Genomic DNA, 14,866 nt, shown 5'->3' with positions numbered 1-14,866 from the left:
CCCGGTTCATCTTGTTCCGGGGTTTTGGCTGCCGATCCAGGATTTGAACCCGGACAAACTGAGTCAGAGTCAGGTGTGCTACCGTTACACTAATCGGCAATGTCATGACGCGACATGAGGAATGATACCAGCGGAGAGTCCTTGTTGTCAAACCGTTAATGATCTCCCCATGTGATAAGATGGAAAAGAGATTTTGACCCATTGAAAGGAGCGGAGAAGCGCCTTTGCCGTCCAGCCTGTTTTCAAAAATCGGTGAATTCTTCAAAGAATTGCGATACAGTCTCTCGGATGGCCTGCTCTTTCTGGGCGGCCCCCTCGACATTGTCATCGCGCTCTTGGATATAGCCATTACAGCCTTGGTACTTTACTTTGTTCTCTTGCTGCTCCGTGATTCGAGAGCCTGGCAGCTCTTGCGCGGTATTTTGCTGATTGTCATCTTTGCCCTGGTCGCAAGTGCGGTCGGTCTCAGCACCATGGGCTTCATGCTGAGCCGGACCATCTCCATTCTGGCCATCGCCATCATTGTGATTTTTCAGCCCGAACTTCGCAGGACCCTGGAGGCGGTTGGCCGCAACCGTTTATCCTATGTCAACTGGGATGTCTTTGCAGGCGGGATCAGCTCCCATCAGATGATCGAAGCCATCGTCAACGCCTGTGAGTGGATGTCGGAGACAAGGACAGGCGCCCTGATCATCGTCGAGCGCGATACCCGGCTGGGCGAGTTTCACGAACAGGAAAACGCCGTCAGGATTGACGCCAATGTCACAGCGGCCCTGCTGAGGCAGATCTTTTACCCCGGATCACCGCTTCATGACGGCGCGGTCCTGATCCGTGACGGCAGAGTCGCCGCGGCGCGTGTTCACGTCCCTTTGTCGGATAATTACCATCTCCGCCGTGATTTTGGCCTGCGGCACCGCGCGGCTGTAGGAGCCTCCGAGATGGGCGATGCCATCGCCATCGTCGTCTCGGAAGAAAGAGGTTCCATCAGCATCGCTGTCGGGGGTGTTCTGCATGTACTGGGCAACAGCGATGCGCTCCGCACCCAGCTTCACCGCCTTCTCGGCATGGAGCAGGCCGGGGAAGCCCGTACGCTCCGGGTCAGGTTCCGCCAATGGACCAAAGGCCGGAAAACCTTGAATCAGCCGACGCATGATGAGATTATTTCGACGCACGATTACCGCGAACAGGAAGATGACGGCGGTCAGGCTGCCGTCCCTGTTCCGGCTCAGGGCAAAAAGCGCCCCAAAGGCATTCCGGGCCGGAGGCAGACCGGTTCCCTTCTGTCACGCAAACAGCGGATTACCCTGGCCATCATTGCGCTGGTACTGGCCTGCTTCATGTGGCTTTACGTCCAGGTAACCGTCAATCCGGTGACGACCAAAACGTTGACTGTTCCGCTGGCACATTTCGGTGTTGACCTTGCGGGGGAAAAGGGTTTCGGCATTCAGAGCTATCCGGTCACCAATGTCCAGATCACCCTGCGCGGCAGACAGCAGGTGCTGGAGGGCATTACCCCGGCCAGGATCACCGCTTACATTGACGTCGGTGACGTCAGCAGGACAGGGCCGGTCCAGCTGCCGGTCAAGGTCGATACGCGGACCCTGCTTTATACCAAGACCGAATTGCTCTTCCCCGCGTCGGTGACAGTCAATATTTTTGAGCTGGATTGAGCGGCACTGACTTTGCTGCCAAACAGGCAGCCGGGCAGCCGCTTTTTGTATGAAAAGAAGAAAGATCATTCGAGGTAGATAATGGCCAAACTGTTTGGAACAGACGGTGTACGCGGCGTGGCGAACCAGGAGTTGACGCCTGATCTGGCCTTCTCGCTGGGATATGCTGGCGCCCTGGTTCTGACGGGGACGAGTCATCACAAGCCGACCTTTGTTATCGGTGCTGATACACGGGTTTCGAGCGGGATGCTGGGATCGGCTCTGATTGCGGGGATTACATCTGCCGGTGCCGACGTAATCGACACGGGCGTGATCGCGACTCCCGGCGTAGCGTGGCTGACTCATGAGCTGGGCGCTGACGCGGGCGCCATGATTTCCGCTTCACATAACTCTTATGAATTCAATGGGATCAAGTTTTTTTCCGAGGGCGGATTCAAGTTGCCTGATGAAACCGAGGAAGCGATTGAAGCCATGATTTCAGCCGGTTTCGGCGGGATGACGCGGCCGGTTGGTGACGGCGTGGGCAAGCTGACGCGATACGACAGGGGGCCGGAAGAGTACAAAAACCATCTGATCTCAATCGCCGGCCTGGATCTCTCCGGCATGCGGCTTGTGATCGACTGCGCCAACGGGGCCAGCTACCGGACGGCACCGTCCCTGTTCAGGGAACTGGGAGCCGAAGTCATCGCCTTTGGCGTTGAGCCGGACGGTTTCAATATTAACAGGGGCTGTGGATCGACTTACGCGGATAAGCTGGCGGATCAGGTGGTGGGGACCGGCGCTCATCTGGGACTTGCCTTTGACGGTGACGCTGACCGCCTGATTGCGGTTGATGATAAGGGCAGCCTGTGTGACGGCGATGTCATGATGGCCCTGCTGGCGCGGGATATGGACCGGCGGGGCCGACTGGCGCAAAAAACCATTGTCGCGACCGTCATGAGCAACCTGGGGCTGGAAAAGATGGCGGAGCGGGAGGGGTATAAACTTGTCCGCACGGCGGTGGGCGACCGTTACGTCCTGGAACACATGCTGAGGGAAAAATTGTCCCTGGGGGGCGAACAAAGCGGTCATGTGATCCTGCTGGACGACGCAACGACGGGGGACGGCCAGCTGACAGCCCTCCGCTTTTTGCGGGTGCTTGCCGGCCAGGGCCGGGATGTCCGCCTGAGCGAAATGCGGCAGTTTATCGAACTCTTCCCCCAGGTCCTGGTCAATGTCCGGCTGGACCAGGGCAGGGCAGATGCCGTGATGGAGGATCCGCGCTTCACGGAAGCAGTCCGTTTGACCGAAGAGAAACTGGACGGTTCCGGGAGGCTGCTGATTCGTAAATCGGGAACCGAGCCGCTGATCCGGATCATGATTGAAGGCCGGGATTTTGAAGAAATCAGCGATTACGCCGCCCGCCTTCAGGAACTTGTCGGCCAGCTGGGCACCGAACATCCTAAAGGGTGACCTATGGCCGGAAAGAAAGGCAGCCGTTTTGTCTTTGTCATGGTGCTTTTGAGCAGCTTTTTTCTGCTGCTTTCAGCTTTCGGCGTCTTGCCCAATCCCGTTCGCGGTGCCAAGCGGTTCCAACTGGACCCGGACCGGACCACCGGCCCTGCGGCCGCCCAACCCTCTGAGAGCGGGAACCCTCAAGCACCCGGCGACAGTCAGGATGAAACAGAAGAGACTGAAATTCTGCTCATGGAGCTTCCCCTGTACGGCAATGACCCCGATTCTCTGCCAGCCGGGGGCAACTCCCTTCGGGTATGGCCGGAGGAACTGTCTGTTCCTATCCTGCACGAACCCGACTTGAAGTCTTACCTGGGGCAGACAGCGTCGCCTGAGCCGCTCCGGGGCATCACGGTTATTTTGGATGCCTCGCGCGGCGGAGCCGACGCGGGGGCCGTATGGGGTTCAGGTCCCGATGCCGTCATGGAGAAAACACTGGTTCTTGACATGGCCCTGGAGGCTGAAAAAGCCCTGGCGGCTTATGGCGCGACGGTAGTGATGACGCGGACCACCGATGAGGAATTTTCTTTATTCCGTACGGTGGCCAAGGCGGCTGACCTGGCCCTGCTCCGCTACGGTGACGCCGCCGTGGCAAACGGGTATGAGCGCGAGATCCCCGACAATCTCCGCCTTCTCATGGGTGACATCATCCGGATCAATCAGAACAGCCCCTCCTCGGGAGGGCGCGGCCTTTTCGGTTCGATCGGGACGCCGCCTCAGCTTCGCGTTCTTTATGACATTGAGTCGCAGTTCACCGACGTCCTCTTCATCAATCTTGCCCTGGCCTTCGATATCAACGATACTTCCCGGCAGGGATCCCAGGCCTATTTCATGTCAGCGCCTTTTGTCCATGAAGTGAACAACGGCTATGCAGTCGGCCAGGACCCGCAAAGCCTGCCGCCCAATTATTCCAATATCGACAGCGACGGGAGGGCCCGGCTGGCCTTTCTTCTCAAATCGTCCCTGGCTCAAGCAGTGCCTTTGCTTCAGCCTGAGGATCACTCCAGTACCGGTGCGGAAAAAGATATGGCGGTCCTGCGCCTGTCCAACTATGTTTCAGCTTCACTGGCACCTGGTTTTCTGTCCAATGACAGCGACCGCAGGGTCATGACATCACAGGAAGGCCGGCGTGCCATCGGCCAGGCCATCGCCCGGGCCGTCCTGGAGTATTATCTCACTGAGAATCCTTAAGTTTCGACAGTTTCCGAAAGCGGGTCACTTTCAGCAGGCCTGCCTGGAAGGGTCCCTGAGCTGATTCCTGGTTCGCCATCAGCAGTTCTTTTCGGATTTGCTCCGCCTGGGCAGTCTGCGTGATGGCGAGAACGATTTCTTTTTCAGGGTCGCCCAGCCTGCTGTACCAGCCTCCCGATTCAGGCCCCGCGAGCCGGCAGTGGAGGATGGTGGCGCCTGTTCCGCCCAGTTGCTCAACGGTCGCCAAAACCGGCGCTGTATGACCCCGGTCGGAGACAGCAAACAAGGCGACCCGATCCTCTTCAAGGGCGGGCTCCAGGACATCCCGGGTGATATCAGCCGGCGGCTGGCAGGCAGGCATGTCCAAGAGGCCGGCCACCCGGTCAAGCGCCAGGCAAAAGAGGATGCCGCGCCCGGGGCTTTCCGTGCGCATCTCATGATAGATGGCACAGTAGATGGCGTCGACGTGGCAGATTCGAGCCACGATCAGGACCAGTTCTTTCTGGGGGATGATTTCAAAATCAAAGGTCTTCCTGCTGTGATCGGCCGTGCCAAAAGCCTTGAGGATGGTAGCTCCGACAGGCTGGCTTCGGCGGGCACTTTCGACTACGTACTCGCCGTCTCCCTCATTGACTACAGCAGCGATCATGACATAGTCACACGGCACTGCCTCCTCCCGGTCATCCTGATCCATCATCTGCAGGAAGGCGATGCCGTTCGTGGCTTTGCCGATGTGAAACTGTCCGCAAAGCCTGTCCATGATCTCCGGCCCCAGGTCCTTGGGGGCAGTGAGGCAGATCATCTCGCGACGGACGCTTGAAAGGCCCAGGAAAGCGAGCAGATGGCCCGGAACCGTTCCATGGGCGTAAAAATGATAGGCCGTCCGGGCACCGTTCTGGAGTGCGAATCTGGCCATGGCATCCGCTTTTCCGGGATCTGATATGACAGTGAGCAGGCAGAGCGGCTCGTGCTTTTGTCCTTCATTAATCAACATGGGGGGCCTCCTCTTCTGCCTGGGCGGCAGCGTCGCGGATTCTTTGTCTTTTTCCGCGCCAAATCGAGATAAGTCCGAGAATTTGCAAAGTGATCAGTGGCGCCATGGCGACCAAAGCGACTACGCCGAAACCGTCAAGCAGGAGGTCGGCCTGGGGGACTCCCGCGGCGATTCCCTGGGTGAAAGCCAGGATGAAGGTTGCCGTCATGGGTCCCGAGGCGACCCCGCCCGCGTCGAAGGCCACGCCCAAAAAGAGATCGGGGGTGAAATAACTCATGATCATGATCAGGGTGTAGCCGGGCAGCAGGATATGCCACAGTTCCAGTCCTTCGACGTAGATCCGGATGACGGCAAGAGCCACGGAAAAGGCCACACCGACCGCCAGGAAAGCCAGGACAACCCTGCGCGGAATGACGCCGTCTGTTTCCTCTTCGACCGACAGGGTCAGCACGTGGACCGCCGGTTCAGCGATGACAGTCGCCATGCCCAGGAAGAAGCCAGCCATGACGGTGAGTGCCGGCTGATTCCTCGCGACCAGGCCGGTTCCCACCAGATGTCCGGCCGACATAAAACCGCCCATGACACCCACCATGAAGAGGACCAGTCCCAGGTAACAAAAGAACATGCCGATGTAAATGCGGGTTTTTTCCCTCCTGCGAAGGGTCAGCACGCTGATATGGAGCAGGAAGAAGATGACGGCCAGCGGGGCCATGCTGAGCAGGGAATCGCGGATTGAAAGCCCTGCAGCCTGCTGAAAAGGGGTGAAAAAAGCAGGAGGCAGCTGTTCCCCTGTTCCGGGAGGCGCAACAGGATTGAATGACTTGAGCAGGGCGCCCTGGGCCAGGACCGCCAGGATGGCTCCGGCTGACGCCAGACCGACCAGGCCGAACTGATCCCGCGCGTCCTCCCGGTGGGCCGCCGTAATCTGGGAGACGCCGGCCGCCAGTGCCAGGACGAAGGGGGTGGTGATGGCTCCGGTGGTGGCTCCCGACGCGTCAAAGGCAAAGTCGTGAAAGAGCGGCCGGTTCAGGATGGCCAGGATCAGGATGACCGCGTAGGTGCCCCAGAGGATGTAGCGCAGGCGGATGCGCTTGATGATCCGCCAGAACCCGATCATGACCAGGAGTCCTACGCCGGCGGATACCACGATCACCATCTGCCATTTGGTGATCGAGTGACTGGTCAGCTGCTGGACCTGGGCAGCCAGGATCTGGAGGTCGGGCTCGGCGATGGAGATCAGGAATCCCAAAAAGAGTCCGCCGGCCAGCAGGAGGGGCAGTTTGCCCATGCCGACCAGGAAACGGCCGCTGTACCGGCCGATCGGGGTGGCGCCAAGATCAACCCCGACAAGAAAGATGGAGAGGCCGGCAAGGATCAGCAAAGCGCCAAATAAAAACCTGCCCATCTGGAGGCCTGACAAGGGGGTGACGGTGTAATGGAGAATGACCACGAATAAAGTGACCGGAAGGACGGATGCCAGTACCTCTTTGATTTTCTCGTTGAAGGTTCCCATGGATGCTCCTCAAATTCAAGTCTTCCCCATTCTAACGGAAAGAATAAAGATTTGCCGGGTGAAAAGAAGATCCGCCTGACCCGCCCGGGATGGAAACCCGAAGCCGCAAGGCAATAGCTGGATTGACAGAAAAGACCTCATCGGGTACCATACAGGCTGCGCCTGCGTAGCTCAGCTGGTAGAGCAGCCGCCTTGTAAGCGGCAGGTCGGGAGTTCGAATCTGTCCGCAGGCTCCAGAAAAACTCCGCCGCGGATACCCTCCCGGCGGGGTTTTTGCATTGTTACCCGGACAGGATCCTGGGTGAAATCCCCTGCAGCGGCAAACCGGAACGAGGTACCGGTTTTTCTCCCCGGCCATCAAGGCGGCTTGTGATCGGTTGCCTGCTTATGACGGAGACTCTTGGATGGGCGGAAACCAGGTCGAACTTCGAGAATGTCATGTCCAGCCAGATTCTTTTTGCACCTGATCAACCTAGGGTTTATGGGCCGCCCGTTCACCACCCACCAGCTTGGGCCTGTACATGAGCGCAGTCAGCCGGGCCTTGCCGATATGGGTGACGGAGAGTCTGACCGGCCGCTGGACGAAACGGACATGCATGCCGATTTCCGTGTCACCGATATCCATGCCCAACGAAGCCTCCAAGTGCTCCACCATGACAGGATCACTGAAGGCTGCATAGGCTGCCATGGAACATGCACCGCCAGCGTGGAGCTGCGGGACTACATTGACTTCCTCCAGGTCGTAATCAAGCATGACTTCACGCTCCACTGCCAGGGCCCGGTTGATGTGTTCACAGCCCTGGACCGCCAGATGGAGGCCGTGACGGCGCAGGAGCGGGAGAAGGGTCTCAATGATTGCTTTTCCCACATCCTGGTTGGAGGCCTTGCCGATCATCTGGCCGGCCACCTCGCTGGTGCTGCAGCCCAGGACGAAAAGATCGCCCTCTTTGCTGTAACGGGCCTCTCTGATCAGTTCTTCTGCGGCCTTCTCCACTTGCCGCCTGATCTCTTTCAGTTCGATGACTTCTGCATCCATTGGCTGTCTCCTTCTGAATGTTTTGTGGCCGCTTGCGGCCTTTCCCCGTCACCCCAGAGCAGAAAGCCCATGTTGCGCAGGACAAAGCCCGTGGCGATCTCCACCAGCTCCTGGACTGGCTCCCGCATGTCGGAGGCAATCCAGTGTTCGATTAATCCCCGGATGCCATTGATGACAAAGAGGTAATAGTATTCGATTTGATTGACGTCCATATGCGGTTCGAAGGACGCCAGCCGTTCAATCAGCACATCATGCCCGGTCGACCAGATTTTGTTGAGAAAAGTGCTGTCGGGATTATTGAGGAGCACGACGCTGAGTTCGGGATTGCTTTTGATGAAGAGGAAGACCTCCTTGAGCACCGGCATGGTCGGGGCGCCTTTTTCATCCGGTTCAATGTAAAGCAGGCTCTGCTCATCTGTCATGCTCTGATGGATGAGCTGTTCGAACTGGAGGTAGATGTTGTCTTCCATTTGCTGAAAAAGATCACCGATATTCCGATAGTGAAGATAGAAAGTGGTCCGGCTGACATCTGCCGTCCCGGTCAGTTCGGAGATGGTGATTTCCTGAAGCGGCTTCTTGAGCAATAGTTCAACCAGGCCCTGCTGCAGAGCCAAAGCTGTCCGCCGGCTCCTTCGGTCGCCGCCTGAAGGCTGGATCACGATTTCGCCGGCGGGGGGAGGCCGTTTGTGTTTGTTGTCCGTCATGATTTGATTTCCTTTGGACCCGCTGAATCCTGAAAGATTGTGTTTTCTTGTGACAATCGTAACACAATCTTAACAATAATACGACATGTGTCGACTAAAAGACAGATGTTGTAAATCCGTTACTTGCAGTCCGGCATTTGTGCTTATTATACTGCGGAAAAGAGGGGCCGTAACATTGGAGCAAACGGCCTTTCAGGCAATTGGAAGAGCATGGGAAAACTTGCGGAACTCATTATCAAATGCAAGGGCGCCATCCTGGTGCTCTTTATCGCGCTGTCGGCTGTCAGTGCTTTCTATGCTACCCGGGTAAAAACCAATTTTGATCTTTTCTCCTATGTTCCCAAAAAAGCCGCCTCAACCATCGCCATCGAGACCATGGCGGATGAATACGATCAGGATATCCCCAACGTGGAAATCGGTGTGCCGGATCTGTCCATTTCACAGGCCCTGAATTTCAAGGAAAAGCTCGCCGCCCTTCCCTACGTCAAAGAAGTCCTCTGGCTGAACGATCAGGTTGACCTTGCGACTCCTATCGAGCTGCTTGACCGCAAAATAGTCGAGGGTTTCTACAAGGACGGCATGGCTCTTTACCACCTGACCGTTGACGAGGAGGCCAAGGCTCAGGATGTTCTCGGGGAGCTGCAAGAGCTGGCGGGCCCTGAAGGGGCGGTGCGGGGCCAGGTGGTTGAGATGGCCAACATGCAGCAGGCCATTACCCTGGAGATCACCCGGATCATCATGATCGCGGTGCCCGTTGCCCTCTTGATTCTGATGATTGCGACCAAATCCTGGTTTGAACCGGTTCTGTTTATGATCGTGATCTTCGCAGGTGTACTCCTCAACATGGGATCCAACATCATTTTCAAAGATGTATCCTTTATCACCCAGGCAGTGGCCTCGATTCTGCAACTGGCTGTTTCCATGGACTACGCCATCTTCCTCCTGCACCGTTTCAGTGATTACAGGGAGGAGGGGCATTCGATTGAGGAGGCCATGCGGCTGGCCATTGTCAAGAGCTTTGCCCCCATTCTGTCCTCGGCCCTGACCACCTTCTTTGGTTTCCTGACCCTGGTCTTCATGCGCTTCCGTATCGGCCCCGATCTGGGCATTGTCTTGGCCAAAGGCGTTCTTCTGAGTCTCCTGAGTGTCTTTTTGCTCTTGCCGGTTCTGGCTGTCTACACCTATAAGATCATCGACAAGACGACGCACAGGACGCTCTTGCCGTCTTTTAAGGGGTTCAGCCGCCTGGTTGTCCGTATCGGCGTTCCGGTCATGATAGCCGCCGCCCTGATCATTCTCCCGGCCTATATCGGACAGCGGTCCAACCACTTCCTGTACGGAGCCAGGAGTTTTCCGCAAGGGTCGCGGGAAGCGCGGGATGAGGAGCGCTTGAACCAGCACTTTGGAGAGAATATGCAGATGGTTCTGCTGGTTCCCAAAGGTCAGTGGGCTACGGAGGAAAAATTGGCTGAAGACCTGCTGGCCCTGCCCGAGATGAAATCAGTCGTCGGCTATGTCACCCAGGTCGGAACAGGTATCCCGCCTGATCTGCTGCCTGACAGGATCATTTCAGCCCTGATCTCAGACCACTACAGCCGCCTGATTCTGATTGCCGAGTCGCCGGCTGAGAGCCCTGAGACTTATGAGCTGGCCGAGCGGATCAGGGACATGGCCGACCAGGCTTATCCGCAGGGAGGAACCCACCTTGCCGGTGCCAATTTTGTGCTTTTGGACATGAAGACCACCATCAACCAGGATCTGGTTATTGTCAACGGCCTGGCCATTTTGGCCATTGCATTGGTTATCATGATGGCTTTCCGTTCGCTTGCCCTGCCGGTGCTGCTGGTGCTCACCATCGAGCTCTCGGTCTGGGTCAATCTGGCCGTGCCTTATCTTACAGGCACTCCGCTCAATTTCATCGGTTACCTGGTCATCAGCACCGTCCAGCTCGGCGCGACAGTTGACTACGGCATCCTGATGGCCCAGCACTACATTGATCACCGCCAGCTGCTGAACCGGAAGGAAGCGGCCATGAAAACAGTGCAGACCGTCGCCGGTTCCATTATTCCGCCGGCCCTGATCCTGGCGGCGGCCGGCTTCACCCTGCGTTTTGTTTCAAGCATTTCAGTTGTCTCGGAACTGGGGAGTGTCCTGGGCAGGGGGGCCTTGACATCGCTTCTGATGGTCCTCTTCCTGCTCCCCAATCTGCTCAGACTCTTTGACCGCTTCATCGAAAAGACGACATGGAGACTGGCCATGATCCCGGACCGGTTTTCTTACCGGCGGGCCACAAAGAAAACGGGGACAAGAAGAAAAATTCAGGGAAATTCCCTTCTGCTGCGAGGTAGGCCATGATCAAAAAGCGTGTAAGAAAAAGAAGGCGGAAAAACCGCGGGAGTTGGTTGAAGCCGCTGGCTGGTTTTCTGCTGATGGCGGTCTTTTTGTCTCTGGTTCCCGGCCTTGTTCGCGCTGACAAGGAGAAAGAGCTGGTCATCTTCAATGACGGCGACGGGAGCAAGCGGGAAGTTGTCTATGCCAAATTGGATGCCTCGGGCAAGGTTGCCCAAATCTATGTGGTCAACCACTTTTATCCGCAATCCAAAATGACGCTCACTGATTACGGCGATTACGAGAGCGTCGTGCAGCTGACGGGGAGCGTGCCGCCCGTCCAGCAGGGATCAGTTGTCACCATGGAGGGGGTCGAAGGCCACTATTACTACCAGGGAAATATGAGAACAAAACAACTGCCCTGGAATTTCCGGATCAGCTACCGGCTTGACGGAGCCGAGGTTCAGCCCGAAACCTTGTCCGGCATATCCGGTCATCTGGAGATGGAGCTGGCGATCACGCGGAACCAGGCGGTGGACCCCTCTTTTTTCGAACACTATGCTCTCCAGATCAGTATCCCGATCGATCCTGACCGTGTCCTCATGCGAGCGGCAAGCGAGGGTTTCCTCGTCTCTTCTGCCGGAATTGAACAGGAAATCAACTACATCGTTCTGCCCGGTCAGGAGACCATGATCAGGCTTGTCATGGAGGTCAGGGATTTTGCCATGGGTCAGATTACCCTGGCTGGTGTACTTCTGGCCTTTGATGTCGACCTGTCTGACATGGAAGAAGAGCTCGAACCGCTGGACCAGCTCTCCGATGGCATCGCTGAATTTGCCAAGGGAACAGCCCAGCTCAAAAAGGGCTACAGTGATCTCCTGGCGGCTTTTCGCGAAATCAAATCTGGCGCCGGTGAATTGGCTGACGGAGGCCGCAAACTTCAGGAGGGGGTGGGAGAGCTCGGCAAGGGTGCCCGAACCCTGCTGGATGAAGGCAATAAGCTGAAAAAAGGATCCAAACAGATTCTTGATGGATTGACCATGATCACAGACAATCTGCCCGCCCGCGACCAGATTGATTCGCTTGACCTCCCTGAATTCGGCGAGGAAGATCTGGAACGGCTTAATGAAGCCAGAGAATACATCGAGGCCTTGGGCAGGGTTCTCGAAATGCTTGCCGGTTATGAATCGGAACTCGAGGAACTCCGTAACGTCCTGCAGGAACTGATTGAGTTGATCCGGGAGCTGGATTTGCCTGAGGCTGAAGAGCTTCCGGAGACCGCTGATGGCTGGAAAAGCTATCTGGAAGAAAAATTCGATCTTGTCGTTCCCCTCCCGGAAGAAGTGTACGACCAGCTCGCGAGGCTGGGCCGGATCGCCAACCAGCTTGGCCTGCTCAAAGACCTGCTTGAGATCCTGTCAGACCTTATGGAGAGTCTGCCGGATCTTGACATGTCCGCTTCGGAGATGATCGAAGAAATCAAAATACTGCTTGACAAGGCAGAAGAAATCCTGGCCATGATCGAGACGGCCGGCCCCATGATCGGACAGGTGGGAGACCTGATCGATGGATTATTTGAGCTGCAGCGAGGTTACGCGGAGCTTCACCGCGGCCTGACCCGTTACATCGATGAGGGAGTCGGGGGACTGGTGGAGGGTATTGAAGGAAGTCAGGGACAGCCGGGCCTGTCCTCAGGAACGGCTGAATACGTCGGCGGGGTCTCCCAGCTGAAAGACGGCCTGGATCAGTACTACAGTGATGGACTGGTCCCTTTCGGAAAGGGTTTGGGGCAGCTTGATTCGGGGGCCTCCCGGATGCGGGATGAAACCTCCGGCCTGCGGGCACTCTTTGAAGAGGCCATACGTGAAAAACTGGATGAATTCAGCAATGAAGGCTTTGAAACGGTTTCATTTGTGTCGGATCAAAACAAAAAGGTTGCCAGCGTTCAATTTGTCTTCATGACTGAGGAGATACCGCCTTCGCAAGGCTAAGTTGAGCATGCGGCCGACTTGGCCTCAGGGCTGAAAGAAAAGACCGGCGCGGCGCGCCGGTCTTGCTGCGAGAAGTGACAAGCAGGCTATTTGGTCCGTTTCAAAACCGTCACATCATTGTCTTCATCGAACAGTTTCAAGGTATCGCCTTCCAGCACATAATGCATAACGGTCTCCTCTTTCTGGCCGAAAAACTCGACCGTCAGCGTCAGCGTATCACCCGAAGTCTTGTATTTGGTCTTGATCATGTTCATCAACTCATACATGCCCTTGAGTTCATCAGGTGTTCCCTTGGGCGCTTCGAAGGTCAGGGTGCCGCCCTTGAAGTTGAATATGAGTCCTTCCTCGTAGTCGCTCCAGCCCTCGGTGTCTGTGACGACCCATTTGCCAGAGATACCTCCGCCTCCACCTCCGCCAAGGACCAGGATAAGGACGACGGCGATCACGATGACAGCCACACCGGCTGCGATGCCGATGATCAGCCCGGTTTTCTTCTTCTTCGGCGGTGCCTGTTGCGGATAGCCATAGCCGGGATGCTGCTGCGGATAAGGCTGCTGGGGCGGGTAGGGCACCTGTTGCGGCGGATGCGGCGGGTAGGGCGCCTGTTGCGGTTGCGGTGGCTGGGGCGGGTAGGGCGCTTGCTGAGCTGGTGGCGCTGGCGGCGGCGCATAAGCCGGCTGCTGCGGCGGCGCATAGGCCGGCTGCTGCGGCGGTGCGGGTTTTCCGGACTCCTGGGCCTTCAAGGGTGAGCCACAGGACGTGCAGAATGCTGCGTTATCCGCGTTAGGGGCTCCACAATTCGTACAATACATGCTTTTTCCTCCTTCAGGACGGGCGGTGACTCACCGTGGAGCCACAGGTTTGCGCCAGGCGGTCGGCCTGCGCAAAAGTGTCTTTTTTATTGCGGCCGTGACAGGCATTCATTGGCACAAAGTCGCAGGCACGGCAGTCACACCTATTTCTCCTTGTCGGAGAGAAGCTGGCGAATGTCTTTCAGCAGGCCGATTTCAGTCTCCTCCGCGGTCTCCTCTTCGGTCGCTGCCTCTTCTTCGGTCTTTTTCCTGCGCATTTTATTCAAGCCTTTCATGACCAGGAAAAGGAAGAAGGCGATGATGAGGAAGCTGAGAATGGATTGGATTAATTGGCCGTAAGTAATGGCGACCTCTTCCGACACACCCGCAACCGCCTCCTTGAGAACAATTTTCAGGTTGGTGAAGTCGATGCCGGCCGTCAGGAAACCGACAATGGGCATGAGGATATCATTGACGACACTGTCAACGATAGCCTTGAAGGCAAGGCCGATGACAAAGCCGATGGCAGCGTCCATGACGTTTCCATGTGTGATAAATTCCTTGAATTCTTTAAACATCTTTCTTGTCACTCCCACGATATGGATTCATAAAGCCTTTTTATTGGGACAAGTATAGCAAAATAAATCATTCTGAAAAGGAGCAAATATCACCGGCGCACCGGATTGGTCAGCGGGCGAAAGGCCTGATTTCCTCCGGCAGGTCGGCCGGGTCATAACTCAGTGCCGCCGTGATCTTGCAGTCGGCCTGCCTGGCCAGGATTTCAAGTTTTTTCATGAAGGCGGATAATTCAGCGGGAGTGCTTTGACCGGCCACCTGGTAAATGCAGTCAAGGTAGATATGGCTGATGTCATAATCCTTGGCGTTCATGCCGGCCAGGAAAGCAATCAGCTGGTCGAGGCCGCGGACGGGGTACTCTTTGATATCGATGCGTCTCACAGCATGCGGCACCAAATGGTCCCCATGGCCATATTCGATAAAAATGATGTTGGCGTTTTCATCAACCGCTTCACTTGCCATTTCTTCCAGCATCTGCGGTGTTTTTCCAGAACCTTTTCCCCCGACGATGGCATCAACGTACATGCACTACCTCCATTTTCCCGGTTGGTTCCAGCTGAATTTGCAGGCACCTCCCA

12 protein-coding genes and 2 tRNA genes are annotated in these 14,866 nt (G+C 56.6%); 6 read left to right on the top strand and 8 right to left on the bottom strand.

The genetic code is table 11. From position 1 onward, the window contains the following. Positions 1-25 precede the first annotated feature (25 nt). Positions 26-99, bottom strand: a tRNA-Gln gene (locus tag GX839_00945). Between the two features lie 125 nt (positions 100-224). Here GX839_00945 and GX839_00940 point away from each other — a divergent pair. The 3 genes from GX839_00940 (at position 225) to GX839_00930 (ending at position 4,355) form a co-directional block, all read left to right on the top strand. Next, positions 225-1,670 (top strand): TIGR00159 family protein, encoded by a 1,446-nt coding sequence (locus tag GX839_00940; GenBank protein ID NLB04038.1) that lies wholly within the window; start codon positions 225-227, stop codon positions 1,668-1,670. A gap of 81 nt (positions 1,671-1,751) precedes the next feature. Further along, positions 1,752-3,122, top strand: a complete 1,371-nt coding sequence (locus GX839_00935; protein ID NLB04037.1) for a phosphoglucosamine mutase — start codon at positions 1,752-1,754, stop codon at positions 3,120-3,122. A 3-nt stretch (positions 3,123-3,125) separates the two neighbouring features. Further along, positions 3,126-4,355: a hypothetical protein gene (locus GX839_00930; protein ID NLB04036.1), complete on the top strand. Its 1,230-nt coding sequence runs from the start codon at positions 3,126-3,128 to the stop codon at positions 4,353-4,355. Here the strand turns inward: GX839_00930 and GX839_00925 are convergent. Next, positions 4,339-5,349: a hypothetical protein gene (locus GX839_00925; protein NLB04035.1), complete on the bottom strand. Its 1,011-nt coding sequence runs from the start codon at positions 5,347-5,349 to the stop codon at positions 4,339-4,341. The two genes, GX839_00930 and GX839_00925, sit on opposite strands and share 17 nt — an antisense overlap. Next, complete coding sequence (locus GX839_00920; GenBank protein NLB04034.1) at positions 5,339-6,862, bottom strand: DUF1538 domain-containing protein; 1,524 nt, start codon at positions 6,860-6,862, stop codon at positions 5,339-5,341. The genes GX839_00925 and GX839_00920 overlap by 11 nt, the downstream gene beginning before the upstream one ends. A 160-nt stretch (positions 6,863-7,022) precedes the next feature. Between GX839_00920 and GX839_00915 the strand changes: the two genes are divergently transcribed. Continuing rightward, positions 7,023-7,098: transfer RNA gene (locus tag GX839_00915), tRNA-Thr, on the top strand. 236 nt (positions 7,099-7,334) lie between these two features. Here GX839_00915 and GX839_00910 read toward each other — a convergent pair. Both GX839_00910 and GX839_00905 read right to left on the bottom strand, forming a co-directional pair. After that, positions 7,335-7,898 (bottom strand): TIGR01440 family protein, encoded by a 564-nt coding sequence (locus tag GX839_00910; protein ID NLB04033.1) that lies wholly within the window; start codon positions 7,896-7,898, stop codon positions 7,335-7,337. Next, complete coding sequence (locus GX839_00905; protein NLB04032.1) at positions 7,874-8,602, bottom strand: TetR/AcrR family transcriptional regulator; 729 nt, start codon at positions 8,600-8,602, stop codon at positions 7,874-7,876. The genes GX839_00910 and GX839_00905 overlap by 25 nt, the downstream gene beginning before the upstream one ends. Positions 8,603-8,812: 210 nt before the next feature. On the opposite strand from GX839_00905, the gene GX839_00900 reads away from it, so the two are divergent. Together GX839_00900 and GX839_00895 are read left to right on the top strand one after the other, a co-directional pair. Beyond that, the gene (locus GX839_00900) at positions 8,813-10,957 is read left to right on the top strand and encodes an MMPL family transporter (protein NLB04031.1); all 2,145 of its coding nucleotides are present in this window, start codon (positions 8,813-8,815) and stop codon (positions 10,955-10,957) included. Next, positions 10,954-12,921 carry a hypothetical protein gene (locus GX839_00895; protein NLB04030.1) on the top strand — a complete coding sequence of 656 codons (1,968 nt, stop codon included), beginning with the start codon at positions 10,954-10,956 and terminating at the stop codon, positions 12,919-12,921. The genes GX839_00900 and GX839_00895 overlap by 4 nt, the downstream gene beginning before the upstream one ends. An 86-nt stretch (positions 12,922-13,007) precedes the next feature. On the opposite strand, the gene GX839_00890 is transcribed toward GX839_00895, so the two are convergent. The 3 genes from GX839_00890 to GX839_00880 all read right to left on the bottom strand — a co-directional run bounded on the left by GX839_00890 (position 13,008) and on the right by GX839_00880 (position 14,813). After that, positions 13,008-13,733 (bottom strand): zinc ribbon domain-containing protein, encoded by a 726-nt coding sequence (locus GX839_00890; GenBank protein ID NLB04029.1) that lies wholly within the window; start codon positions 13,731-13,733, stop codon positions 13,008-13,010. Positions 13,734-13,876: 143 nt separating this feature from the next. Further along, positions 13,877-14,290 carry a large-conductance mechanosensitive channel protein MscL gene (gene mscL, locus GX839_00885; protein NLB04028.1) on the bottom strand — a complete coding sequence of 138 codons (414 nt, stop codon included), beginning with the start codon at positions 14,288-14,290 and terminating at the stop codon, positions 13,877-13,879. Between the two features lie 109 nt (positions 14,291-14,399). Next, positions 14,400-14,813, bottom strand: coding sequence for a hypothetical protein (locus GX839_00880; protein ID NLB04027.1), 414 nt, complete (start codon positions 14,811-14,813; stop codon positions 14,400-14,402). Positions 14,814-14,866 lie beyond the last annotated feature (53 nt).

The organism is Fastidiosipila sp., from assembly GCA_012511175.1.
Classification (GTDB): Bacteria; Bacillota; Clostridia; order Saccharofermentanales; family DTU023; genus UBA4923.
This window is presented reverse-complemented; position numbering and strand designations above follow the sequence as displayed.